Annotated in this window: 25 protein-coding genes; 6 read left to right on the forward strand and 19 right to left on the reverse strand. The window is 65.6% G+C overall.

The features are described from left to right. Positions 1-69 precede the first annotated feature (69 nt). The 3 genes from SB764_RS03050 to cls all read right to left on the reverse strand — a co-directional run bounded on the left by SB764_RS03050 (position 70) and on the right by cls (position 3,700). Complete coding sequence (locus tag SB764_RS03050; protein ID WP_074987407.1) at positions 70-963, reverse strand: LysR family transcriptional regulator; 894 nt, start codon at positions 961-963, stop codon at positions 70-72. Between the two features lie 165 nt (positions 964-1,128). Next, positions 1,129-2,043, reverse strand: a complete 915-nt coding sequence (locus tag SB764_RS03055; protein ID WP_321858344.1) for a fumarylacetoacetate hydrolase family protein — start codon at positions 2,041-2,043, stop codon at positions 1,129-1,131. A gap of 385 nt (positions 2,044-2,428) precedes the next feature. Beyond that, a complete protein-coding gene (gene cls, locus SB764_RS03060; protein ID WP_074987406.1) occupies positions 2,429-3,700 on the reverse strand; it encodes a cardiolipin synthase in 1,272 nt (423 codons plus the stop codon). Positions 3,701-4,016: 316 nt separating this feature from the next. On the opposite strand from cls, the gene SB764_RS03065 reads away from it, so the two are divergent. Further along, positions 4,017-4,457 carry a low affinity iron permease family protein gene (locus SB764_RS03065; RefSeq protein WP_110329607.1) on the forward strand — a complete coding sequence of 147 codons (441 nt, stop codon included), beginning with the start codon at positions 4,017-4,019 and terminating at the stop codon, positions 4,455-4,457. Positions 4,458-4,494: 37 nt separating this feature from the next. Here SB764_RS03065 and SB764_RS03070 read toward each other — a convergent pair whose 3' ends face one another. The 3 genes from SB764_RS03070 to SB764_RS03080 all read right to left on the reverse strand — a co-directional run bounded on the left by SB764_RS03070 (position 4,495) and on the right by SB764_RS03080 (position 7,620). Next, the gene (locus SB764_RS03070) at positions 4,495-6,084 is read right to left on the reverse strand and encodes a diguanylate cyclase (RefSeq protein WP_080180539.1); all 1,590 of its coding nucleotides are present in this window, start codon (positions 6,082-6,084) and stop codon (positions 4,495-4,497) included. A gap of 184 nt (positions 6,085-6,268) precedes the next feature. Then, a complete protein-coding gene (locus tag SB764_RS03075) occupies positions 6,269-6,736 on the reverse strand; it encodes a universal stress protein (protein ID WP_065058339.1) in 468 nt (155 codons plus the stop codon). Positions 6,737-6,780: 44 nt separating this feature from the next. After that, a complete protein-coding gene (locus tag SB764_RS03080; protein WP_065058340.1) occupies positions 6,781-7,620 on the reverse strand; it encodes a universal stress protein in 840 nt (279 codons plus the stop codon). A gap of 336 nt (positions 7,621-7,956) precedes the next feature. Here SB764_RS03080 and SB764_RS03085 point away from each other — a divergent pair, with 336 nt between their 5' ends. From SB764_RS03085 to SB764_RS03100, 4 genes are all read left to right on the forward strand, one after another. Next, positions 7,957-8,391 (forward strand): Hsp20/alpha crystallin family protein, encoded by a 435-nt coding sequence (locus SB764_RS03085; protein ID WP_321867538.1) that lies wholly within the window; start codon positions 7,957-7,959, stop codon positions 8,389-8,391. Positions 8,392-8,668: 277 nt separating this feature from the next. Then, positions 8,669-8,947 carry a DUF1488 domain-containing protein gene (locus SB764_RS03090; RefSeq protein ID WP_065058384.1) on the forward strand — a complete coding sequence of 93 codons (279 nt, stop codon included), beginning with the start codon at positions 8,669-8,671 and terminating at the stop codon, positions 8,945-8,947. 59 nt (positions 8,948-9,006) lie between these two features. Beyond that, a complete protein-coding gene (locus tag SB764_RS03095) occupies positions 9,007-9,252 on the forward strand; it encodes a hypothetical protein (RefSeq protein ID WP_065058342.1) in 246 nt (81 codons plus the stop codon). Positions 9,253-9,320: 68 nt separating this feature from the next. Beyond that, the gene (locus SB764_RS03100) at positions 9,321-9,650 is read left to right on the forward strand and encodes a hypothetical protein (RefSeq protein ID WP_074987428.1); all 330 of its coding nucleotides are present in this window, start codon (positions 9,321-9,323) and stop codon (positions 9,648-9,650) included. A 93-nt stretch (positions 9,651-9,743) separates the two neighbouring features. Here the strand turns inward: SB764_RS03100 and SB764_RS03105 are convergent, their stop codons facing one another. The 6 genes from SB764_RS03105 to SB764_RS03130 form a co-directional block, all read right to left on the reverse strand. Further along, a complete protein-coding gene (locus SB764_RS03105) occupies positions 9,744-10,145 on the reverse strand; it encodes a c-type cytochrome (RefSeq protein WP_065058343.1) in 402 nt (133 codons plus the stop codon). Positions 10,146-10,343: 198 nt separating this feature from the next. Next, positions 10,344-11,096, reverse strand: coding sequence for a helix-turn-helix domain-containing protein (locus tag SB764_RS03110; RefSeq protein ID WP_110329581.1), 753 nt, complete (start codon positions 11,094-11,096; stop codon positions 10,344-10,346). A gap of 49 nt (positions 11,097-11,145) precedes the next feature. Then, a complete protein-coding gene (locus SB764_RS03115; protein ID WP_065058345.1) occupies positions 11,146-11,553 on the reverse strand; it encodes a response regulator in 408 nt (135 codons plus the stop codon). Positions 11,554-11,714: 161 nt separating this feature from the next. Further along, a complete protein-coding gene (locus SB764_RS03120; protein WP_065058346.1) occupies positions 11,715-12,362 on the reverse strand; it encodes a response regulator transcription factor in 648 nt (215 codons plus the stop codon). Next, positions 12,359-14,476 (reverse strand): PAS domain S-box protein, encoded by a 2,118-nt coding sequence (locus SB764_RS03125; RefSeq protein ID WP_410862635.1) that lies wholly within the window; start codon positions 14,474-14,476, stop codon positions 12,359-12,361. Before SB764_RS03125 ends, SB764_RS03120 begins: the two co-directional genes overlap by 4 nt. A gap of 272 nt (positions 14,477-14,748) precedes the next feature. Continuing rightward, the gene (locus SB764_RS03130) at positions 14,749-16,161 is read right to left on the reverse strand and encodes an MBL fold metallo-hydrolase RNA specificity domain-containing protein (RefSeq protein ID WP_410862879.1); all 1,413 of its coding nucleotides are present in this window, start codon (positions 16,159-16,161) and stop codon (positions 14,749-14,751) included. Between the two features lie 160 nt (positions 16,162-16,321). On the opposite strand from SB764_RS03130, the gene SB764_RS03135 reads away from it, so the two are divergent. Next, positions 16,322-16,840 (forward strand): hypothetical protein, encoded by a 519-nt coding sequence (locus SB764_RS03135; RefSeq protein WP_231957451.1) that lies wholly within the window; start codon positions 16,322-16,324, stop codon positions 16,838-16,840. Positions 16,841-16,960: 120 nt separating this feature from the next. On the opposite strand, the gene SB764_RS03140 is transcribed toward SB764_RS03135, so the two are convergent. The 7 genes from SB764_RS03140 to SB764_RS03170 all read right to left on the reverse strand — a co-directional run bounded on the left by SB764_RS03140 (position 16,961) and on the right by SB764_RS03170 (position 23,191). Then, positions 16,961-17,998: an Acg family FMN-binding oxidoreductase gene (locus SB764_RS03140; RefSeq protein WP_176080541.1), complete on the reverse strand. Its 1,038-nt coding sequence runs from the start codon at positions 17,996-17,998 to the stop codon at positions 16,961-16,963. Between the two features lie 60 nt (positions 17,999-18,058). Further along, positions 18,059-18,871, reverse strand: a complete 813-nt coding sequence (locus SB764_RS03145; RefSeq protein WP_110329578.1) for a universal stress protein — start codon at positions 18,869-18,871, stop codon at positions 18,059-18,061. 36 nt (positions 18,872-18,907) lie between these two features. Next, positions 18,908-19,738, reverse strand: a complete 831-nt coding sequence (locus tag SB764_RS03150; RefSeq protein ID WP_410862638.1) for a universal stress protein — start codon at positions 19,736-19,738, stop codon at positions 18,908-18,910. 260 nt (positions 19,739-19,998) lie between these two features. Continuing rightward, a complete protein-coding gene (locus tag SB764_RS03155) occupies positions 19,999-20,220 on the reverse strand; it encodes a hypothetical protein (protein ID WP_065058352.1) in 222 nt (73 codons plus the stop codon). A gap of 187 nt (positions 20,221-20,407) precedes the next feature. Next, on the reverse strand, positions 20,408-21,328 hold the full coding sequence (locus tag SB764_RS03160) for a universal stress protein (RefSeq protein WP_410862640.1): 921 nt from the start codon (positions 21,326-21,328) through the stop codon (positions 20,408-20,410). Positions 21,329-21,387: 59 nt separating this feature from the next. Beyond that, positions 21,388-22,629 carry an MgtC/SapB family protein gene (locus SB764_RS03165; RefSeq protein WP_065058354.1) on the reverse strand — a complete coding sequence of 414 codons (1,242 nt, stop codon included), beginning with the start codon at positions 22,627-22,629 and terminating at the stop codon, positions 21,388-21,390. Positions 22,630-22,699: 70 nt separating this feature from the next. Continuing rightward, the gene (locus SB764_RS03170) at positions 22,700-23,191 is read right to left on the reverse strand and encodes a carboxypeptidase regulatory-like domain-containing protein (protein WP_183717326.1); all 492 of its coding nucleotides are present in this window, start codon (positions 23,189-23,191) and stop codon (positions 22,700-22,702) included. Positions 23,192-23,294 lie beyond the last annotated feature (103 nt).

Genomic DNA, 23,294 nt, shown 5'->3' on the forward strand with positions numbered 1-23,294 from the left:
GCCCGTCATCGGCATCGCGCGATCGCACGCGGCGCCTCGATCGGCCAGGCTGGAATCCGATGGCCAGTTTTAGGTCTGTCCGGCAAACAGGCTTTCGACGAAGGCGACGAAGGCGCGCGCCTTCGTCGTTGCCATGCGCCCGGAAGGAAACACCGCCCATACGTCGATGCCCGGCAGCGTCCAGTCGGTGAGCGCGGCCTGCACGGAGCCGTCCGCGAGTTCCGGCGCGAACATCCATTCCGAGGCCACGGCCAGTCCCAGATCGGCGAGGACGGCGGCGCGCACGCCTTCGGCCGCGCTGACCCGCACGCGGCCCGACACCGTGACGGCCACTTCGGTGCCGTCCGCGTGTCCGAACGCCCACGCGTCTCCACCGCTGCGCATGGCGTGAACGATTGCCCGATGCTGACTGAGTTCCGCGGGCGTTTGCGGCACGCCATGCCGTGCGAAATACGCCTTCGTGCCGACCACCAGACGCTTTCCGCTTGCGACGCGCCGCGCCGTCATCGCGGAGTCGTCGAGCCGGCCCATGCGCAACGCGACGTCGACGCCTTCCTCGAGCAGATCGATCGGACGGTCGTCCATCACGATCTCCACATCGAGTCTCGGGTGCTGTTCGAGGAACGCGCCAAGCGCGGGGATGACGTGCAGCCTCGCGAAGGTCACGGCCGCGCCCACGCGCAGCCTCCCGACCAGTCCCTCCGACGACTCGCGCACCGAATGTTCCGCGCGATCGGCTTCTTCGATCGCCAGACACGCGTGTTCGTAGAAGCGCTGGCCAGCATCGGTGGGGGTGAGGCCGCGGGTCGAGCGCAGCAGGAGGCGCGCGTTCAGATGCTCTTCGAGTTGCGCGATCGACTTCGATACGGCGGGTTGTCCGATATGCAGCCGACGCGCCGCCGCCGAGAACGAACCCGCCTCTACGACGGCGACGAAGGTTTCCATTGCGGCCAGGCGATCCATGCGGGCGGGGTCTCGGGAGTGGGAAAGGGCGGGCGTCGCAGGGTTGCCGGATGCGCGCGATATCGCGTTCCACACCGACGACCGCGCAACTATACAGCAGCCATATTGAGCGAGCGCCGCGCGCCACGTTCGGCGAAGTGGCGCGTAGTCTCGACGACGATGGCGTTACACCGGCTGGATTTCGTTACGGATGACACCCACGCCGACAATGTCGGTTTCCATGATGTCCCCCGGCTTCAGGAATTCCGGCGGCTGACGGGCGAAACCGACGCCCGAGGGCGTGCCTGTCGCGATGATGTCACCGGCCTCCAGCGTCATACCGCGCGACAGTTCGGCGATGATGCGCGGGATCTTGAAGTACATCTGCTGGTAGCTGGCATTCTGCTTTTCGACACCGTTCACGCGGCAAATGACGCGTACATCGTCGAGCTTCACGCCGGCCGCCGTGACGATCCAGGGACCCATCGGGCCGTGGCCGTCGAGGCTCTTGCCTTTGAACCACTGGCCGCCGTGGCGTTTCTGCTGGATATCGCGCTCGGTCGTGTCGTTGAACGCCGAATAGCCGAACACGTAATTCATCGCGTCCGCCTCGGAGATATTGATGCCGGTGCGGCCGATGATGACGGCCAGTTCCGCTTCCCAGTCGGTGCTGGTGGAGTTCGCCGCATCGTAGGGAATCGGATCGAACGGCCCGTTCATGGTGTGCGTACCCTTGGTGAAGAAAACAGGGTGCGCGGGCAACGTACTGGTTTTGTTGTCGGTGCGCACGGCCTGTCCCTCCTCGAAGTGGTCGAGATAGTTCCAGCCGACACAGTAGATGTTGCGATCCGGGCGCGGGATCGGCGAAAGCAGCCGCACTGTTTCCAGCGACAGCAGTGTGGATCGCGGATGCTCGCTCAGCGTTCTGACCTGTTGCAGTGCCGGATCGCCGACCTTGATCAGCGAAAGCATCGAGCTTGGGTCGAACGCCAGCTTGAGGTGACGTGCGTGCGCTTCGGCCTTGAGATCGAGCAGGCGGCCGTCGTCGAGCACCACGCCGATGGACGGCTGCGCACCGACGCTATACGTGACGAGGCGCACGCCAGGCTGGCCCGTCAGAGGCGGAATCGATTCGATCTTCGTGCCCGCTTGCTGTTCCTGCGCGGCGAAAATGCGGCCGGAAAATACGCCCGTTGCCGTGGCGGTGATAGTGGCGCCAGCCTTCAGCCAATTACGACGACTCTTGTCCAATTTTTATCTCCGATCCGGCAGCGCTTGTTTCGGGATTTTTGTGCGTGCGCTACCGCGCCATATTATGGCGGACTTGATTACCTCGGCGCAGATCGGCCATGAGTTTGAATGCGTTAATCAAATTGACAGAGTTTTGAAAGAACGAAAGAAGACGCGATGTCCCGCGAAACGGATCTGCACCGCTCGGTGCGATTCGCGCGCCCGGCCGCAACGTTGGCGCTACGCCGATCCCCAATCAAAGCTGCGAGTCGAGCAATTGAACCGCGCGTTCAAGCAGCTTTTCCCGCAATGGACGGTTGCGCCATGCTTCGAGCGTGATGCGTTTCGCGTGGCTGATGTCGCGATCGAAGATCGCCGTCTGTTGCCGCGCGAAGTCGCGATTGTAGACATTGAGATTGGCTTCGTCGTTGAGCCTGAAAGAGCGGCTGTCGAAATTGGTCGAACCGACCGACACCATATATTCATCCACGACCATGAGCTTGCAATGGAACATGGTGGGTTGATATTCGTACATCTCTACGCCGGCCTCCAGCAGCGGTCCCCAGCACGCGCGCGACGCTTCGCGCACGGTATGCGTGTCGATGTGTTTGCCAGGCGTAATGATGCGCACGGCCACGCCGCGCTTCGCCGCTTCAACGATTGCGTTGATCGTCAATTTGTCCGGCACGAAGTACGCGCTCGAAAGCTGTATCGAATGCGTCGCGGCCGTGATGGCCATCAGGTACATCAACTGCATGTCGTCGCTGCCGCCCGATGGCGAACTGCTGAACATGTGGGCGAGCCCGTCGCCCGATGCGTCGATCTGCGGAAAATACGTGGGGCCGTGCAATACATTGCCCGTCGCCTTGACCCAGTTGTCCATGAATACGGCTTGCATCTGGCCGACCGCTGGTCCGTCGACACGAAAATGGGTGTCGCGCCAATGCTTGTCGTCCTGCGCGTCGCCGGTCCATTCTTCGGCGATACCCACGCCCCCTGTAAAACCGATGCGGCCATCGATCACGAGCAGTTTGCGGTGCGTGCGATCGTTCATTCTGCCGAGCCCGGTCCAGTGCGGCTTGTGATACTGAATCACCTGTGCGCCCGCTTCGCGCAACATGCGCAGATAACGCGGGTCCATCTTCGACGATCCGATCCAGTCGAGCAGCACATGGACCGCGATTCCGGCACGCGCTCTTTCGGACAGCGCCTGCGCAAGCTGCTCACCGATTGCACCGGACCAATAGATAAACGTTTCGAAGGTAATGGTGTGCTTTGCGGCGCGAATGCAGCCGAGCATGGCGGGAAAAATCCGGTCGCCGTTGACCAGCACTTCAAAGCGGTTGCCGCCGACAACCGGCGGCCCGAGCAACAGCCCCATCGAGCGTGTGAATTGGGCATCGTCGCTGGCGTAAAGCCGCTCGATCTTGTGCTCGATCTTCTTCTCGCCGCTAGTGAGATTGGCGATCAGCAATACGACGATGAGCGTGAGTACAACGGCAAGGGCAACCAGGGCAGTCGTCGGCATGCGTGGTCCTCGCGTAGCAAACAGTCATTCGGACCGCCAAGTGTACGGTGTTTTCAAACCGGAGTTGCACGCGGATGGGAAGCGAAGACGTTGTCCGCCAAGCGGTCTCAACGGGCGTGCTTCATACGGGGAAGGCTGTCCACGAGATACGCACAGTACGTGTAGACGCTATGGCCCAGGCAGACTGGCCACTTCTCGCGCCGTGGAAACAGCGGGTGCAGTCTGTGCGGGCACGGCGGATGCTCGCTTCGGATTTGCAGCAGACCCGTGCGCCATGAGGCGAACGCTCGCGGGCACAACGGACTGGGAGGCGAGCATGAACAGCAACTGGTTTTCCAGATTCTCCAGCAAATTGTCGAGTTTCGCCGGCCGTCCGGCGACGTTCGTTTTGGCCACCGCACTGGTGATCGTATGGGCGATCACCGGACCGGTTTTCCACTATAGCGACACGTGGCAACTGGTGATCAACACCTCCACGACCATCGTGACGTTTCTGATGGTCTTCCTTATCCAGAACACGCAGAATCGCGATACCGCTGCCATGCAGATCAAGCTGGACGAGCTGATACGCGCGCTCGCGGGCGCGCACAACGCGTTACTGGATCTGGAGGAACTCGACGAAAAGGAACTGGCGCGCTTCCGGCGCCACTATGAAAATCTTGCCGAGCGCGCGCGCGGCGAACTGCGTCTGGATCAATCCAGTGCTGCTCCGCCATTTGTCGGAGTGACCGGCGTCGACGTGTCCAGCGATGACTAGCGAACGAGGCGTTGTCGAAACGTGCGGCTTCCCAGTTTCAGGCCGCACATTCTGTATCGAGTTGCGGCACGATCGACACGCAGTTCCGCCCCAGTCGCTTCGCCTCGTATAGCGCCATATCGGCTGTTTTCAGCAGGGTGCTTGCGTCCGTCACTCGATCGACCGCCGTCGTCGACACGCCAATGCTCACCGTGAGCATGTGCAATGGCGCTTGCCGATGCTCGATCTGGAGATTGAATACCGCGCTCCGAATCTTCTCCGCCATCAAGGCGGCGCCGCGCGTATCCGTGTCGGGCAAGACGACGATAAATTCCTCGCCGCCATACCGCGCGGCGTGATCGCCGGGTCTGTCGAGACACGCGGCAATTCGCGTGGCCACGGATTTCAAGGCGACGTCGCCGGCTTGATGACCATATTGATCGTTATACGATTTGAACCGGTCGATATCGATAAACAACAGGGACAGTGGCTTTTCGTTTCGCCTTGCGCATTTCCATTCCCGGGCCAGCACGTCGTCGAACGTGGCGCGATTCTCCAGCCCGGTGAGCGGGTCGTGATGCGCCATGCGCTCCAGCGAGGCCTCGGCGCGCTGCCTGCGGCGAAGCTCGCGCACGAATAGCCAGGTCCCGGCTGCCTTGATGGCCGTGAACGCCAGAATAAGCGCGCCGAACCACGTCGCTCGCGCCCACCATTCGGCATAGACGGTGCTCATCGCGGGCGCAACGGCAACAATCAAAGGTAAATCGGGCAGGCGTTTATAGACGTAAAGCCGACGAACGCCATCGAGGTTCGGCGTGCCCACAAAGTGGCCCTCCGTGCCCGTCATCAAGCGCCGGAATATCGGGCTCTGCGCGAAATTCCGGCCGATATTTTCCGAACTGTCCGGCAAGCGGGAAATCAAGGTGCCATCCGTTTCGAACACGATGACCGAGCCGCGCTCGCCAATCGACAAGCCATTGGTCAGTTCCCGGAAGTACTCCATGCTGAGACTGCCCATGACCGTCCCCAGAAATTTTCCGTCGGGGCGATAGATCGAGCGGCCTAGCGGAATGGCGAACTGGGCGGGGTTCGCCGACGAATGGACAGGGCGGCCGATATAGAGGCCGTCCGGCGTCATCAGGTGGCCGGCGGCGTTCAGATCCGGCGCGGCGCGCTCGCGCCCGGCGGATCGGGGATCCGAGGTGGCGATCAGCGTGCCGTTCCCGGCGCTGATCGTCATCGGTCCCATATAGTGGGCCGTCGCGGCCCGGTCGAACAGGACCCGGTCGCGCAGGTTGGCCGGCAACGCCATCACCTGGCTGTCGGCCGCGCCGTCGGAGACCGCGCGCAACGAAAGGTCGTACAGATCGATGCTGCGCTCGATGTCGCGCTCGAGGACCAGCGTGAGATTGCGTGAATTCCGTAGCGCGTGGTTGAAGGCGTCGGTGCGGGACGTCATTAACATGGCGGTGCCGATGCTGAGCGTCGCCAGCCACAACACGATGCTGCAACCGAGGATGCCGGCCGGCGAGACCATGTTGCGGGCGATGACCTTCAGGATCTGCCGGAAGGCCTGTGCGGATTGAGTTTTCTGTCCGCGGAGATTGCTTGCGGCGGCATCGTGCGGCGTGCCTTTCCGTTTCACCATGAAATTGTTCGCCCGTATCTTCTTATTCTTTGAATGATAGCGGGGTTTATGCACGCTGAATGCCGCGCGCAAGCAACAGTGCGCAGTGGCAGTCACGTTTAGTGCGCGCAAGCGCGATCCGGTCAATGGTTGATCTAAGTCAATGTTGACGGAGGCGGGCGGTGCGCCACACGCTCGCCAGGGCTCAGGCGCGCTCCTTCGCGGTCGCGCGCGCCGGGATCAGCAACACCGGACGGCAGGCGCTGCGCAGCACGCGTTCAGCGACGCTGCCGAGTGCCAGCCGCTGCATGCCGCGGCGTCCGTGCGTGCCCATGACGATCAGATCGGCGTGCCAGTCGGCGGCCGCGCGTTCGATGCATTGCGCGATGTCATCGGCGCCCAGCTGGACTTCCGCCGTGCGCGGGGCGCCTCTCACGCCCGCGCCGGTCATGCGGTTCTGGGCATCGGCACCGAGGATCCGGCTCTCTTCGACGTACGCATCGCGAATGATCGACGGATCGAAGCCCGGCACGTCGTAGGCCAGCATCGGCATGTCGATGACGTACAGCGGCTGTAGTTCCGCGGCGCTGTCACGCGCGAGTTCGATCGCGGCATCGAGTGCTTTCGACGCGGTCTGGCTGCCGTCGAGTGCAACGAGAATGCGGGAAAACATGATCTGTCTCCGGGGCACGTGCGGTCGCGTGCGTTCGCTGCCGCTCAATGGGACATGAGCACGGGCAGTGTCATCGTGAGCAGAACCGAGCGCGTCGCGCCGCCAAGCACGGTTTCCTGCAAGCGGTAGTGACCATACGCGCCCATCACCAGCAGGTCGAAGCCGTTATCGGCCGCGTAGCTGAGCAGGGCGTCGCCCGTGGATTCCGAGGCGCTGCGGTCGAAACGCGTGATGTCGACGGTGTTCGCGCCATGGCGCGCGAGCATCGCGGCCAGATCCGAGCACGAGGCCGCCGAAGGCGCGGGCGTAAAGCTGCTGGAAACGGCGGCAATCGTGACATGTGCGGCGCGCGCGATGAACGGAATCGCATCGTGAACCGCGCGCGCTGCCTCGCGGCTGCCGTTCCAGCCAATCAGCACGCGTTCGCCTACCGATTCGAAGTGGCCGGTGTAGGGCATGACGAGCACGGGCCCGCCGGCGCCGAGCACGACCGATTCGACAAAGTGATTCGCCACATAGGCTTCCGGTTCGTCGAGATCGGTTTGGCCGACGATCGTCAGATCGGCGCTGCGGCTGCGCTGCATGACGGCGGCGACGGGTTCGCCCTCGGCGGCCACCCATGCGCCATTCACCTGCGCGCGCGCCAGCTCCGCATGGAACAGCCGCTCGATCGCGGCGCGCTGTTCCGCTCGCAGTCTGCGATGCGAGTCGTAGTAGTCCGCCGTGCCGGCCATGACGTGAAACTCGCGCGGGCTCGGTTCGAAAACCGCGAACAGACCGTCCAGGTGCGCGCCGTACGTGCGCGCGAGTTTCAACGCAAGCGCGAGGCGTGCGCTGGCGCGCGCACTGGTATCCAGATGAAGCAGCAAGGTCTTCAAACTCATGGCGGGGCTCCGGCGAGTGGGAACGGGCGATCGTCGCCCGGCTTGATGCAGGCCACGAATGAATTCGAGTCTACGAATGAGGACGGGCGCACGCTTGACTTAAGTCAAGCGTCCTATTCCGCCAAATCGGGCACTTCCGTGCAGCGTCGAGACGCGCTTCAGACACACGAGCATTGAGTTGGATCAATCGGGAAACGTCGCGGGTTCGTAGATTGAAGCTGATGCGCGCCCGGCGGCGATGTGCGGGCGCGCAAGGAGTGGGCATCTACCCGCGCTGCCGCGCGGTGCGCGCAAGCGGACGGTGCGGCGAGTGACAGCTCAAAAGGAGGAATCGCGATGAGCAATCTGACACGTTACGACCCGTTTTCGGTCGAGCCGGTTTCCGATCTGTTTCAGGGGCTGTTCCGCCCTATGCGCGGCCTGCTCGCGTCGGAGGAGCACGATCTGGCGGCCATGAAAATCGACGTGACCGAGAGCGATCAGGCCTACACGGTCAAGGCGGAATTGCCGGGCGTGGACAAGAAAGACATCGACGTGAAGATCGACGGCAATGTGGTCTCGATCAGCGCGAAGGTCGAGCGCAAGGCCGAGCAGAAGGAAGGCGAGCGGGTCATCCGCCGCGAGCGTTATAGCGGCGCGTTTGCGCGCTCGTTCTCGCTGGGCGGCGATATCGACGAGAGCGCGTCGACGGCCCAGTATCAGGACGGCGTGCTGTCGCTGACGCTGCTGAAAAAGGCGCCGGCGGAGCAAAAGCGGCTGCGCATCGAGTAAATCAGGCGGGCTTTGTGGGGAGGCGGCGCATCGATCCGTGCTGGCCCGCACGGGATGCGCCGGTCAGGCGCAGGGCACGCCCTGCGCTTTTTTTCTCGCCGACGCCTGATGCGGCCACGGTGGGTCGTGCCGCAGACTGTTGAGCGCCTGGTCTTCGCGGCTGGGTGCAGCTTTCACTGAATTGATATGTGTCAACGGTTCCGCACTTCAAGACCCTATGCTGAATTCAGGCCGCCCCGTGAGCTGCGGGTGGCAGGCGAGGCAAGGAGATCTGGTCATGGACATTACGTTTCCGCCGTCGGTGCCGCAATACGACGCGCAATGCTACACCTTGGTGTTTCCGGTCTGTGTGGACGGCAAGCGGATCGAGTGCGGCATTACCGCCGAGGCGCTTGAGGATCATTTCGGCGCGCGATCGGTTCGCGAGACGGATCTCGTCGAAGCCTTCGACGAGCATCGCCACGCCATCGAGGACACGGCGGTCACGCTGATTCGGGCGACGCGCGGGGCGCCCGTGCTGCTGCACAGCGGCGTGTTTCGCGTTTATGGCAGCTGACACGCGCCGACGCGCGTGCCATTTCATTCTCAGCGACGTGCTAAACAGAGATCCGCATCATGACACTCAAGGGTACGGTCGACAGCGATACATGGATCGTGGAGGCGGTCACGTCGCCTGCGCCACAAGGCGGCTTCTCCTGCCATATCGCGATCAGGCAGCGCGCGCCGGAACAGGCGGTCTGCCACGCCTTCGATCATCATCGAACATTCGTCACCGAGACGGCCGCGATGCTCGACGGCCTGCGTGAAGGCATGCTCTGGATCGATCTCATGAATCGCCATGCATTCCACGTGCAGCGATGATCGGCGAGATGCGCGTGCACGCAGTCATGGGGCGTATGAAGAGAAGGGGCGCGGCAATGGGATTAGGCATGCAGATTGTTTATCTCGGATTCGTCGGGTCCGCCGCGATCGAGGCTGAGGCCGGTGTGCAGCTCCTGCGTCTGGAGCGGTACAGCGGTGTGCTGCAGGCATGCCACCTGGCGATCGAGTCGATGCATATAACGGGCCCTGTTCAGACCTACGATGTGCGGCTCGATCTTCTCATGGCCGCCACAGGTCTCAAGCCCATCGTTCACTGCTCGGGCGACGATCCGCTCGTCGCCATCCGCCAGGCTTTCGATGCCGCCGAGCGTGAACTGCAACTCGCCGGTACGTCGCGCTACGCCGTTCACAGCGGTCCGGCGCGGCGCGGTCATTGAGGTGAGCATCGGGCGCGTCGCGGCGCGCTGATCTTCGCTTGCGTGTCTGACACGCACGAAACGCACGAATGCGCACACGAAGCCGCCGCGCAGTTACTGACTCAGCACCCACTGGACGAGCGTGCGCGCGTCCTCGGCCGAAAGCGGACCGCCGCGATCGGCGGGCAGCGGCATGGACATGTCGCCCCAGTGCACCTTGCCGCCATGCCGGAGTTTTTCCTCCAGCATCGTGCTGGCGTTGGGCTGGTCGCGATAGCGTTGCGCGATCTGGTGGAACGAGGGCGCGAGAAACGGGGCGTCGGAGGTGTGACAAAACATGCAATGCTGCTGATCGACGAGTTCGACGGGCTCCTGCGTTTGCGCGGCCGCGCCGGCGGCGTGCAGCGAAACGGCGACTAACACAGCCGCCTGTACGAGCAGGGCGCCTGACCGCGCGCGGCGCGATTCGCGCAGCGGTCGAATGGCAACGGCGGCGGGAAACGGTGCGCAGGCCATGAATGATCTCCTCGAGTGTCGGGCAGGCCGAAAGGCGCGCCGCCTTTGTTCATGCTGACATCGTCCGGCGGTATGGCGTTGATTTGAGTCAAGGCCAAAAGTGCGCCGCGGGAAGCGCTGCGGCAAGGGCGAAAAAACGCCCCGCGCCTGACGACCCGCGGCCAGCTTGCGGAACATTCACCCTGGATGGGTCGCGGGTCACACGCGCGCGAGACCCTGCGCATCGACGATGCGGATCTGCTTGCCGTCCGGCTCGACGAGCCCTTCCCGGTGGAAGCGCGAAAACATCCGGCTGACGGTTTCGAGTTTCATGCCGAGAAAACAGCCAATTTCTTCACGGCTCATCTTCAGGTTGAACTGCGCGCCCGAGTAGCCGCGCATGCGAAAACGGGCGGAAAGGTCGAGCAGGAAGGCCGCGAGCCGTTGTTCCGCCGTCATCGTGCCGAGCAGCATCATGAGGCTCGATTCGCGCACGATTTCGCCGCTCATCAACTGATAGAGATGATGTTGCATGCGGCGGCTTTCGCGGCACAGCGACTCCAGCTGGCCGAACGGGATGATGCAGACCGAGCTGTCTTCGAGCGCGATCGCGTCGCAATTGTGCGTACCGGCGCACACGCCGTCGAGGCCGAGCGGTTCGCCGGGAATCTGGAAGCCCGTGATCTGTTCATGGCCGTCGCGATGCATGACGACCGTTTTGAACGAGCCGGTGCGTACCGCGTAGAGGCTCTGGAAGGGATCGTGGGTGCGAAACAGCGTCTCGCCGCGCCGCACGATGCGCGTCGTGAGGACGAGGGTATCCAGTTGCTGGAGCTCCGCGGAACTGAGGTCGGCCGGCATGCAGACCGCGCGCAGCGAGCAGGTCGAGCAGCGCGAGGCAGGACGGCGCACAGCGGCCTCGTGCGCCGCGGGTTGCAGCGCGATCACCGGCCAGGGCGTGGGCGCAGGCATGGGAAGAGAGGGGTCGCAAACGGGCTCGGCATACATGAGAGTCTCCAATTCATCGCGCGAGGGTCGCGCGTTGTTTCGCAAGCGCTTCAATGGCATGGCAGGCGGCGTCGAATTCGGACGTCTTGTCGAAGAACAAGGCGGCGCCCGCCCGTTCGCAGGCGGCCTTGAACGGCGCCGCCGCATGGTTGGTCAGCACGATAGTCAGCACGCCCGGTTGTTCGCGCGACAGTCGGGCAATGAGTTCCATGCCGTTGCTCGCGTTCAGCCGCAGGTCGACGACCGCGACATGCGCTCCGCTCGTGGCGATGCCGTGCAGAGCCGTGACGGTGTCCTCGGCCTCGCCGACCACGCTCACGTCCGACAGGGCGGCGAGCGTCTCGGCGACTCTGCGGCGCACCGCCGTCGCCTCGTCGACGAGAAACACGTGCAGCGCGCGCGTGGTGGTATCGGCTGTCATGTAGCCAGTATTGGCGAGCGCGGCGAGAAAGAGAATCGGCGGCGATGGAAAGCGGCGTACGCGAAACGGAAGTTATGTAGGGCGATTCCTACAAACATGCGACGATGCGTCGCCGGGCAGGGCAGCGGAAGTTGGCTACAGCGACTGGCAACAGCGTCGGCTCAGGGTTCGTCCTGATCGTCGAGCAGCTTGTGGCGCAGCGCGTAACGCACGAGGGCGGCCTCGTGCGGCATTTCCATTTTTTCGAGGATGCGCACCTTGTAGGTGCTGATGGTCTTCGCGCTCACGCAGAGCGCCTGCGCGATTTCGCCGATGGTTTCGCCGTTGGCGAGGCGCCGGAACACTTCGAACTCGCGATCGGAGAGACGCTGGTGCGGCAAGGTGTCGCCCGGCTCGTTCAGGCTTTGCGCGAAGCGCTCGGCCATCGCCATGCTCACGTAGACGCCGCCGGCCGCCACCTTGAGCACGGCGTTCACCAGTTCCGCACTGGCGCTTTCCTTGGTGAGATAGCCCGAAGCGCCCGCCTTGAACGCGCGCACCGCATATTGCTGTTCGGCATGCATCGTCAACACGAGAATGCGCAAGGCCGGTTTCTCTTCCTTGATCTGCTTGATGAGCTCCACGCCGCTGCGCCCCGGCATGGACAGATCGAGCACGAGCACCCTGGCCTCGCGCTCGCGCACGAGCGCAAGCGTGGTCGCGCCGTCGCAGCCTTCGCCGACGATGTCGAATTCCCGCGCGTCTTCGAGGATGCGCCGCAGACCGTCACGCACGAGCGTGTGATCGTCGGCGAGGATCACCTTGATCATGAAGCGGTCTCTGCTGGCAGGAGGGCGTCGAGCGCGAACGTGATGGCAATGGCGAATCCTTCGCCCGGCGCCGTGTCGATCTCGACTTCCCCGTTGAACATATGCGCGCGCTCGCGGATGCCGAGCAATCCGAACGACTTTTCGCGGCGTCCGTGCCGCTGCGGATCGCAGGCGGTGTGCTGCGCGCCGCGGCCGTTGTCCGCGATGCGCAACGTGCAGTGCTGGCTGTCGACTTCGAGTTTCAAGGTGACGACGCTCGCTTCGGCGTGGCGCGCGACGTTGGTGAGCGCTTCCTGGATGATGCGAAAGAGCGCCGACGCCGCCTCGCCGGAAAACACCGTGTTGCCGGTGTGGATGGTCTGCTGCACGGCGATGCCGTAGCGGCTCGTGAAGTCGTTCGCGAGCCATTCGATCGCGGGCACGAGGCCCAGGTCGTCGAGCATGACGGGGCGCAGGTCGGCCGCGATGCGGCGCACGGCCCGCACGGTCGAGTCGATCAGCTTGCCCATGCCGTCGAGCCGCGTGGCGATGTCGTCGTCGACGGCGCCGCCGAGCCGGTTCTGGAGCGTGGAGAGATCGATTTTGAGCGCGGTGAGCTGCTGGCCGAGATCGTCGTGCAACTCGCGCGCGATACGCGTCTTTTCAGCCTCGCGCACGTTTTGCAGATTGGCGGAGAGTTCTCGCAATTCCTCGCGCGAACGCTTGAGCGAGTCCTCCGCGCGCAAACGCTCGGTGATGTCGCGCAACATGACCGTGAACAGCTTGCCGGATACATCGTGAATCTGCGAAATCGACGCTTCGATCGGGAATTCCTCGCCGTTGGCGCGCAGGCCGAACAGCGTGCGTTGCTGATGGCCCATCTGACGCTCGGTGACGCCGGTGGCGCCGAACTGGTCGACGTGGCGCGCGTGGGCCGGGCGGAAGCGCTCAGGAATGAAACGCGACAGCGGCGAGCCGATCGCTTCCATGGCGGACAGCCCGAAGACGAACTCGGCGGCGGGATTGAAGATGACGATGCGCTGCGCTTCGTCGACCGTGATGATGGCTTCCATCGACGAACGCACGATGCCCATCATGCGCGCTTCGTTCAGCCGTGCTTCGTTCAGCCGTGCGTCGGAGACCGCGGGCTCGGACGCGGGGAGACGACCGGGCGACGCGGCATTGGCCCGCGCGAGCCGATGGGCGAGAAAGGCGCTCAACGCGGCGGCAAGGACGCCGAAGAGCAGCACGGGCGCGGCGCTGAGGGCCGCGCCGGTGACGAAGGGACTGCCGTCCGCGCTCGTGTGCAGCGTGAGGGTCGTGCCGCCGAACACGATGGTCTCGGTGTGCTCGAATCGCGCGCCCCCGGCGACGGCGGCATTTTCGGTGGGGGCGCTGCGATACAGCTCGGCGGCGTGCTGGCCGGCATGAACGGCAAGGGCGAGGTCCGGCCGGCTGGCGACGATCGGCTCGAAGAGGCGCTGCACATCGAGCAAGGCCACGGTGAAGCCGGCCAGCGGCCGTTGTGCGTCGCCCGCCGCCGGCGCGGCATAGACGGGCAGATACAGCAGCAGACGAGGCTGCGCCGGTTCCGGAGCGGCTTCGGCGGCGAGCCCGGCATTGCCGGTTTGCAGCGCGTAGCGGCGCGCCGCCACGGCCGCGGCGCTCGTGTCGAACGCACTGCCGGCTTCGGAAGCGGCCGGGCCCGCCCAGAGCGTGGCGAGCGTGGACTGCGCAGACTGCGCGGATGCCGTCTCGGACACGCCGAGAGGCAGCGGGAAATACCCGAGTGCGACCACCGCGAGCCGGGAATCGTCGAGAACGGTATCGGCGGCGTACTGCCGCCAGGCTGCGGAACTGGGCGCGGGCTGTTGCGCGAGCCATCCGCGCGCGCCGCGCAGGGCGGCTTCGTCGGCGACGAGCGCTTGCTCGACCGTGTCGCGCAGCGCGGCCGCGCGGCGCGCGAATCGGTGCCCGGCGGTGGTCTGCCATTGCGCGGCGACGAACGCGGCAACGACGAGCGCGAGCGTCAGGACGACAACGAACGTCAGCGCCGATGCCCCTGCCGGCCGACGTAGACGTGCGAGAAACATGCGTACTGCGCCGTGCGCGCGTGGCTGAGCGCGTGTGCTCATGGCAACTGTCCGGATGAAGTTGCGAAGATGCGCTTGCGTGGAACGGTTGTGTCAGTCATTCCCCTATGAAGTAGCGACTTCATTGGAGAACAGTCGGGAGCCGGGATGGATGGGCCGCTTGCCCTAATTTTAGGATCGCCGCGCAGATCTGTCCGGAAAAAATTGCGAGTTTGTGTGGCGCAGGGCGCAATTCTTTCGCCTGCGGGCGGCGCGCCGCAATGCCGACGCGGCGTGAACGCCGCCGCGTACGGCAAGGTCATTCGCGCGGGAGCTTACGCCGCGCTGGCGGACTCGCACGGCGGACACGGATGTTCGCGAACCGGATTCTCGGGCAGTTCGATGGTTTGCCCCTGCTCCGGCACACAGCAGTCCCAATGAAGCGTTTCGGCGATACGCCGGCGCAGGGCATCGGCGGCGGCGGGCTCGCCATGCGTCACGAACGTGCGCACCGGCGGGCAGGTCATGCCGGCCAGCCAGCGTATCGTTTCGCGGTAATCCGAATGCGCGGAGAGCGAGGAAATCGACGCCACTTCGGCGCGCACGCGCACGTAGTCGCCATGCAGTTTGATGGTCGGCGCATGGGCCTCGAGCGCCGCGCCGCGCGTGCCGGGCGCCTGGTAGCCCACCAGCGCGATCGTGTTGCGCGGATCGGGGGCATAGAGGTTCAGGTGATGGAGCACGCGTCCGCCCGTCGCCATGCCGCTGCCGGCGATGATGACCATCGGGCCGTGACGCGCGGCAATGGCCTTCGAATCGTCGACGGTGCGGGTCATGAAGGCCGCATGATCGATGGCGTGCAGTTGGGAGATGCTCAGCCGGTGCTCGCGCATGTGATGGCGGTAAAGGTCCGTGACGCTGATGGCCATCGGGCTGTCGAGATAGACGGGCACGTTCGCCATGCGCCCGGTTTCCTTGAGGTGAGCGATGTAGTAAAGCACCTCCTGCGCGCGGCCGACCGCGAAGCACGGCATCACCACGATGCCTCCGCGCGCGAAGGTGCGCGCGAACAGATGGGCGAGTTCGTCTTCAGGGTCGAGGGCATCGTGCAGCCGGTCGCCATAGGTCGATTCGACCACGAGATAGTCGGCGTGAACGGGCGGCATCGGCGCCCGCATGAGCGTATCGTCGGGGCGCCCGAGATCGCCGGAAAAGGCGACGACGGTCGAGCCGCTGCACAGCACGACGCTCGCGGCGCCGAGGATATGCCCGGCGGGCAGCAGCCGGAAGGTCAGTTGTTCGCCGAGCTCGACCGGCGTGTCGAATTCGCGTGGCGCGAGGAGCCGCAGCGCCGCTTCGGCGTCGTCGAGCGTGTAGAGCGGCAGAGCGGGCTTGTGCTTCGAATAGCCGTGACGGTTTGCAAACGCCGCGTCTTCTTCCTGCAGGCGGGCGCTGTCACGCAGCATCACGCCGCACAGGTCGGCCGTGCCCGGCGTGCACCAGACCGGGCCGCGATAGCCGCTGCGCGCGAGTACCGGCAGGTAGCCGCAGTGATCGATGTGCGCGTGCGTGAGGATCACGGCATCGAGCGTATCGGCCGGAAAAGGCAAGGGCGCCCAGTTGCGCAAACGCAGGTTCTTGGTGCCCTGGAACAGCCCGCAGTCGATCAGCACCCGCTTGCCTTGCGCTTCGAGCAAGTAGCGCGAGCCGGTCACGGTTTGCGCCGCACCCAGAAAGGTCAGCTTCATCATGCACTCCCTCTCAACGCGCCCCACGGCGCCTCCGAGACAGATTGCAGCGCGCTTCTCTGTTGCGCGGTTGATCTGCGTCAGTCGTGAGGCGATCGAAGGCGAGGGACTGATTTGAGGCAGATCAATCGGGGGCGGCGGGCAATCCTTAGATTGGGCCATGCGGTCCGACTTCGCGGACCGGTTCTTTATCGGGGTTGTCAGCATGTTTCAGGGATGGTGTCAGCATCGGCTGACGGGTCGGCTTGCTGTGCTGTTTTCGGTGTTTTCGGTGCTGCTTGCGGCGTGCGCGACCGATGCGAGCCGCGAAGCCTTTCGTGATTCCGAATCGGGGCTGGAGCTCGCGCGCGAGCACGCGGCGATTCACTGCATGACGCTGCGCGATTGCGCGCAGGCATGGAACCGCGCGCGGGCATTCGTCCAGGCGCATTCGCCCACGCCGATCGAGCGGAGCACGGACGAAACGATCGAGACGCGGATGCCGCACCAATTCGGCGTGGCCTATTTCTGGGCCGCCCGCGAAACCGCGGCTGACGGAACGGCGACGATTCGCCTGAAGGGCATGTGCCGGGGTATGTACAGCGTGGATAACGGACCCGGATGGCTCTATCGCTCCTGCGCAGAACAGTTGCGCGAGGGCCAGCGCGATTTCGCGCGAGACGTGGGCAGCGCAAGCTGAGAGAAAGCGCGGCTGCCGGCTTTGCGCGGTCGCGTCCTGCTTGTGTCTCGGTTGTGTCCTGCTTGTGTCTTTGCCGCCGCGAGTCGCGCATCGCTCCTGCGCGCGCGGCAAAGACGGAGCTCAGGACATCACGTCTTCGAGCGGGCGCCGTGGCGACGCCGCGTCGGGCGTGCCGCGCCCGATCCGCAACAGAAGCTGCGGAAAGTCCGTCCTCTGAAGCCCCATCAGCACGGCGAGGCGGGAGCGTAACGTTGCGATCTCGATCGGCTGGTTCAGGTAGGAAACGCAGAGGCCATGCACGGTCGCCAGCAACAGGACCCGTTCGAGCGCCTGACCGGCGGCGAGCCAGGCCTGCGCATCGTCGACGCCGGTTGCGATGCACAGCAGCAGCGGCGAGCCCGCCGCAAGTTCGCGATGCGTGGCGGCCACGCCGCCGCCGAGGTCGAAGGTTCGAATCGCGGATGTCACGAGCGGCCTGGCGAAATCGAGCAGCGCGCCGAGTCCGGCTGCATAGACCGGCATCCCGTCGTTGGTGTGGCGCGGGTGGATCCACTTCGCGAGTTCGCGCCTGAAGCGCGGATCGGCGAATTGCTGCTGGTCGGCTTCGGCGACGAGGTCGGCGACCGCGTTGCGGGGCGCGGCGGCGCTCACGCACGCAACCTCGACGCCTTCCGCGCGCGCGGCGTCCATCAGGTGCTGCTCGATCATGGCGTCGACGGGATCGGCAGAGAAAGGATGACGCGTGGTCACTCGCTCGGGAATCGCGTTCAGCAGCGTCGACAGTTCCGGCGCGGTGACGCGCTCACGCAGCAGGCGGATTTCGGCCAGCAGATCGGGATCGGTGCTCGACGGAAAGAGGGTGATCGCGTATCCCATGCCGAGGCTCGCGATCGCCACGCGAAGATTGAAGAGCGCCGCACCGCAACTGATGACGAGTTCCCGGTCGTAAGGGTCCACGACGGGCAGCGCCCGCAGTCTGTCCGCGCAGAGCATCACGCGGTCCGCGCCGGAGACGAAGCGCCACGGCTGGCTGTTGTGGCTCGACGGCGCGAGCGTCGCATGACGCACGGCGAAGCGCAGCGCGAACTCGTGCGTGACGTCGGCGGCGCCGTTGCAGGGCGGATGGGCGGAATCGACTGCGGCTGGAGGGTTTTGCATGGTGGGCTCCCGTCGGGCAGGCACGTCGGCGTGTTGGGCGCGCCGCCGTGCGATTGCATATCAGTGCGACATCAGCAGCGGAATCGTCATGGTTTCGAGCAGGTTGTGCGTCACGCCGCCCAGTACGCGCTCGAAGTTGCGCAAGTGCGCGTAAGCACCGGCCACGATCATGTCGGCGTGCAGCGCGCTCGCGCGGTCCAGCAGCGTCGCAGCGGTCTTGACGCCCGGTTCGCGCGCGCATTCGTGAAACGACGCGCCGACGTCGTGCAGGTCCAGCCATGCGGCGGCATCTTCCGCTTCCGTTGCCGCGCGTACGCGCGCGGTGCCGGGCCGCGCCGCGATCATTTCGATCGATACGCAATCGGCGCGCTGCAAAAGCGGCAAGGCGTCGGACGCGGCGCGCGCCGCGGCGCGGCTGCCGTCCCAGGCGATCAGGATGTTGCGAGCGAGCGTCGGAAAGCTCCCGGCATGCGGGATCACGACGGCGGGTCTCGCGGCCGTCATCAGGAGGTCCACGACGAGGCCGCTGGTCGGGTCGAACGCGGCGTTGCCGTGCTCGCCCTGTCCGAGCACGAGCAGGTCGGCGTGACGCGCGTGCAGCGTCGCGGACGGCGTGTCGCCCGGCTGCAGCGCGCGCCATTCGACCATCCGGCCCGCGCGCGCGCCCGCTTCGAGGAACTGCGCGTGCGTGTGCTCACGGCGATGCTCGGGCACGGACCCGTTGCGCGCCGCCGGCGCGCGCGCATGCGGCATCGGCAGATACAGCCCGATGAGATGCGCGTCGAAGCGCTCCGCCAGATCGAGCGCATAGGCCTGGCGGGCCTCGCATCGCGGCGAATCGTCGAGGTGGACGAGCAGAGTCTTGTAGCACATGACGTTTTTCCTGGAGGTGATGCGCGCCTCGCGCGCTCAGTGCGACATCAGCACCGGTACCGGCATCGAGCCGAGCACCGTCTGCGTGACGCCGCCGAGCAGCAGCTCTTTCCAGCGCGCATGGCCGTAGGCGCCCATCACGATCAGATCGCAGCCGGTCTTGCCGGCGCGTGCGAGCAGGGCGTCGCCGACCGTGATGGTCGGCGGCGGATGCAGTTCCGTGACCTGCACATCCAGCCCGTGACGCGCGAGCACCAGCCCGATGTCGGCACCCGGAATGCGGTCTTTTTCCTTGCGCGCGAGCGTGAAGGTCACGAGTTCGGTGTGCTCCGCGAGGCGCATGAACGGCAGCGCATCGAACAGCGCGCGCGTGGCCGGTTGATCCGCGTTCCATGCGACCATCACGCGCTCGCCCACGGTGGGAAAGCCGCCTTCGTGCGGGACCCACAGGACCGGTCGACCGGCGCTCAATGTCACGCGCGCCTGCAGCCGGTTGGCGAGCGACGCGTAGGGGTCGTCGGGACCGCTTTGGCCGAGCACGATCAGATCGGCGAAGCGGGCGCGCATCAGCAGCTCGTGCTGTGCGTGCGTGGCCGTGCGCCAGTTGCCCTTGAGTCCGGCTTCGGCGAGGCTGCCGAAGAAGTGATGTTCGAGCGCGCGGCGGCACGCCTGGTGTTCATGCTGGCACTGCGACCAGTATTCGGCGTTCAGAACGAATGCATACGCCACGTCGTGCTCCTGCACGGTCGGCGCGAAAAGCGCGCTTACGTGGGCGCGGTGACGCTGTGCGACGCGCAGCGCGACGTCGAGGCGCTTGCGGGCGCTCTCGCTTTCGTCAAGGTGAACCAGAATGTTGCGGTACTCCATGTTGGGCGCTCCGCGGTGAAGGGCACACCGAAGCGGTGTCTCGTGCGGCTCAGTCTAGGCGCGGACGTCGGATTGGAATTGATTTGAGTCAAGCCTGGATCCGTGGCCGACAGAGACGCCGCGCGAGATTCTTGCGCGGCCGGACAGCGCGCCACGTCCTGTCAGTCGATGCGGATCAGCCGTTTGACGGCGGCCCATGCGCGCTTGCGCCGACGGTTCGCGGTGGAACGATGCAAGCCGAGGCGCTGCTCCAGCGCGATTCAATTCGCCGCGCTGAGCGCCGCGCGCAGCGCAGCGGCAAAACGCTGGAACGCGCCCAGCGAACCCGCGATGCTCTGGTATTTTTCGCGGCCGATCTGGCCGTCCAGCGTGACCAGCATGCCGGCGGCGCGCGCGAGCGAGAGCAGGGATTCGGCGTCGTCGGGGGCAGTCGCCGTGGCGAGCGGAACGGAGGACAGCGCAGGGTGGTTCGCGGTTTGCATGACGATGCTCCGGGAGGCGGGCCTTTCGAGCCGGTTCGCTACGTCTCCAGTATGGTCAGCGCGGCGCGGCGCTCCAATGAGCGGGCGCTGAAAGTCGTGTAGGTCGCGATTTGAGGCTGTAGGCATTGTCCTACAGGCCTTGCGCATCCGATCGGCGCCCGCGCGTGACGCGTGCCTCCACGGCTCCTCAATGCGAAAGCAGCACCGGAACGGTGGCCGACTCGAGCAGGGCGAGCGTGACGCCGCCGAGCAGGCGCTCGCGCCATTGCGGATGACCGTAGGCGCCCGCCACGATGAAGTCGCAGTCGTTCTTCGCGACCCACGAAATCAAGGTCTCGCCCGCGGTTTCGTCCGAGTCGCTGAAGTCTTGCGCGAAGTCCACATTGACCGCGTGTCTTGCCAGCATCAGATCGATGTCGGCAATCGCGGGGCCGGGCTTCGCCGTGCGGGACGAATTCGGCGTCGCGATATGCAACACCGTCACGCGTTTTGCGGTTTCCAGCAGCGGCATGGCGTCGTGCACCGCGCGCGCCGCTTCGCGGCTGCCGTCCCACGCAATCACGATCGTTTCGCACGTGGCGCGCAGCGCGCCCGCGTAAGGCAAGACGAGCACCGGCCGGCCGGACGTCATGACGACCTGTTCGAGAAAGCGTCTGCGCAGGGAGGCGTTGTCGTCGTCGGGAGTGGTCTGGCCGGCGACGAGCAAATCGGCGTGGCGGCTGCGGCGCACGATCGGCTGTTCGGCATGGAAGTCGAACGCGATCCACTCGCCGTCCATGCCCACGCGCCTCAAGGCGTGATGGAAAGCCGCTTCGGACGCCGACTGCTGGCCCCGCAGCGCGTCGCAGTATTCGCTGTAGTACGGGGCGCTGCCCGCGACCGTGAAGCAGGCGCGCACGTCCGGCGCGAACGGCGAATACAGGCCGATGAGGTGAGCGTCGAACCGTCCCGCGAGCGTCAGCGCGAAATCCAGTCTTGCTGTTGCGCGGTCGTCCGGGTCGAGATAGGCGAGCACGGTCTTGTACTGCATGGCGGCCTCCGCTGGGGAAAATGGCGTGGCGTGGCGTGGCGTGGCGTGCGCGGCGAGGCGCGCGTGCCCGGTGGCCATGTTGTCGCCGGATGCGGGTGAAGACTTGACGTACATCAAGTCATAGTTTGCGTCGGCATTCAGTGGGCGAACCACCACGCCCCCCAGACACAGACGAGGATCAGCGCCTGGCCGGGGACCACCGTCCAGGCGAATGCGTGATGGCCTGCGATCGCGGCCACCACGCATTTCATGATCGAGTTGGCCGTGAGCGCGACGATGATCGGCATGGCCGCCTCGTCTGCGCTGAGCAGCGACTGGGCGCTGAGCGCGGCGATCGAGGCCGCGGCGGAATGCGTGTCGATGAGGCCGCCCAGCACCGCGGCGATCAACAGGCCGGCCTCGCCGAACCAGCGCGCGAGCAGGGTGCCGCCGAGCGTCAGGATCATGAGCGTCGAGGCGAGCAGCAGGGCCGCCTTCAGATCCACGGCGCGGCTCACCACGAGCGCTTCCTGCATCGGCTTGCGGATCGCGCGCCAGGCGATCAGCAGACCCCAGACCAGCGCGCCCAGCATCCCCGCGGCGAACGCCGGCGCGAGGTGGCGCAGCAGCGGTTCATGCACGACGCCGACGATCAGCGCCAGTTGCACCGGCGTCGCGACCGAGGACAGCACGGCGGCGGCGGCGAACTGCGGACAGTCGGCGGGCGACAGCGCGGCGCGGCGGCCCATCGTGGTGATGGTCGCGATGCTGGAAACGAAGCCGCCGAGCAGGCCCGCGAACGGCAGGCCGACGCGCGCGCCAAACATCAGTTGTGCCAGGTGCCCCAGCGCGCTGATCGCCATGACGAGGACGGCGAAGCGCCAGACCGTCTGAAGATTGAGCGCGCCGAGCGGGTCGACGGGCCGGTCGGGCAGCATCGGCAGGATGATCAATGCGGACGCCGCCAGCGTCAGCAGATCGACCACTTCTTTGCGATCGAGACGCGCCACGACGAAGCGGTGCAACGGCGCGCGCGCCGCGAGCACGATCGTGAGCGCCACGCCCAGCGCGGCGGCGAGCGGTGCGTCGATGACGGCCAGCGCGCCCATCAGCAGTGTGGCGATCAGCGCCGTTTCGGTGGTCAGCCCCCGGTCGTCGTGCGGCCGCAGATAGGCGGCGGTGGCCAGCGCGGTGAGCGCGAGGACCAGCGTGGCGGCCAGGATCGCGCCGCCCACGCGCATGGCGATCGTGCCGAGCAGGGCCGTGATGGTGAAGGTGCGGATGCCGGCGGCGGCGCGGGCCACGCCTTCCCCCTTGCGCCGCTCGCGTTCCGCGCCGACCAGCAGCCCCACGCCCAGCGCGACGGCAAACGGCATGTACTCGTCACTGATGGGCAGCATGGTGCGGTGTTCCGGCCGGGTGATTGATGCGAGCGCCTGCGTGGTGCGGCGAACGGGACGCGCAAGGGCGTCATCGGATCGTGGGCGGCGTCGGGCAGCAAGGCGCGACGGCGTGGCGCACGGCCGGCACAAAGGCGAATTGCACATTCGTGCCCTGGCGCCTGTTCACGACCACGACGCGCACCTGTTTCGTTCCCGCCGCGTAGGCGGCGACCTGATAGCGTCCGGGCGGCAGCGCCACGTAAAGGTAGGGGCCGAGCGTACGCGTCCTGAAGACCGCCGCTCCCGAGGGCCCGACGATCTCGACATCCACGTCCGACAGGAACTGGCCGCCCTGCGCCAGGAATGTGAGCCGCAAGCTGTACTGATGCGCCACGCTGCGCAGCGCGTCGGCTTCGTCGATGCCGACGCCCCCGGTGATATAGGCCATGCCGTTCTGCATGGACCGCGTCGCCGTGGCGTTCGTATCGGCGTCGGCGATGTCCGCGGCGCCAGAACTGAAGCCGGGCGCTAGCACCGACATCAGCGCGACGGCGAGCGTGATCTCATGGATGCGTTTCATGGCCTTCTCCTCGCATCGGCAATCGGCTGGGTGGTGAGCCAAGGATCGCTCGGGACGGGACGCCACGCCTGACGCAGGTCAAACTTTCGCCGTGTCGCAACCG

It is taken from the genome of Paraburkholderia sp. SIMBA_027 (genome assembly GCF_046535315.1).
Lineage (GTDB): Bacteria > Pseudomonadota > Gammaproteobacteria > Burkholderiales > Burkholderiaceae > Paraburkholderia > Paraburkholderia tropica.